Annotated in this window: 2 protein-coding genes; both read left to right on the top strand. The window is 44.0% G+C overall.

Annotation, left to right across the window (positions count from 1 at the left end; all coding sequences use genetic code 11):
* Window positions 1–192: 192 nt before the first annotated feature.
* Window positions 193–489: a transposase gene (locus tag C7H79_RS17260; protein WP_172592504.1), complete on the top strand. Its 297-nt coding sequence runs from the start codon at window positions 193–195 to the stop codon at window positions 487–489.
* A gap of 35 nt (window positions 490–524) precedes the next feature.
* Window positions 525–818, top strand: coding sequence for a hypothetical protein (locus C7H79_RS17255; RefSeq protein WP_106708442.1), 294 nt, complete (start codon window positions 525–527; stop codon window positions 816–818).
* The last annotated feature ends 11 nt before the right edge of the window (window positions 819–829 follow it).

Here is an 829-nt window from a genome sequence, read left to right as displayed (position 1 = left end):
AAGCGGCCAAGATAATTGACGCGAGACACCTGTCCTTATCAGTTTCGAAAATCCTCTCCCTAAGCCGGCGAGCATCCTTCAAGCAGAACGGTGGTTGATTGTACTTGCAAGCCACCGCTTCGAATCTGAGGTATGCTGATTTTCATAGAATCCGAAGTTTTATAAAATGAAGAGATGAAATGGAGGATGGAGATGGAATTACCCCGCGCACAATATAGCCAGGAATTTAGGGAGCAATCAGTTAATTTTTTTAAAGAAAGTGGATTAACTCTGGTTGAGGCGGCAAAACGGCTGTCTTTACCGAAAGGAACATTAAAGAATTGGGTATATGCTGACAAACGAGGAGAGCTTGCGTTGGTAGGTAAGCATCAGAAGCCTCTGACTGAAGTTGAATTAGAGCTATCCAGAGTTAAACGAGAATTAGCAGAAGTGAAGATGGAGCGTGACTTTATAAAAAAGTGTGCGACGTATTTCGCGAAGCTCATTTGATATATTCGGCGGTGAGATACGGTCTGATTGAATCGATGCGACAAAAATATCCGATTGCGCTCATGTGCCAGGCATTTGATGTTTCCGAGAGCGGCTTTCATGTCCAAAGGACTCGTCCGGTCTGTAAACGTAAGCAGGAGAATACAAGACTGGAAATAGAAATACTGGCCGTACACCAACGTACACGAGAGACCTACAGTGCCGAGCGCTTGCATCATGACTTGGCGGATCACGGAGTACAAACCACGCCATACCGCGCTAACATTGAGCAAAAAATTGAACTTGCGTTGCAAGCAAAAACTGAAATTCAAGGTGACAACCGATTCTAAACATAATTTAA

The sequence above is a fragment of the Nitrosomonas supralitoralis genome, from assembly GCF_003011925.2.
GTDB classification, from domain to species: Bacteria; Pseudomonadota; Gammaproteobacteria; order Burkholderiales; family Nitrosomonadaceae; genus Nitrosomonas; species Nitrosomonas supralitoralis.
Note: the sequence above shows the minus strand (reverse complement) of the source record. Positions and strands in the feature narration are given on the sequence as shown.

Bases quoted from the DNA above. Each gene is read 5' to 3' on its own strand.
- C7H79_RS17255 (WP_106708442.1), top strand. From the start codon at position 525: ATGCGACAAAAATATCCGATTGCGCTCATGTGCCAGGCATTTGATGTT.
- C7H79_RS17260 (WP_172592504.1), top strand. From the start codon at position 193: ATGGAATTACCCCGCGCACAATATAGCCAGGAATTTAGGGAGCAATCA.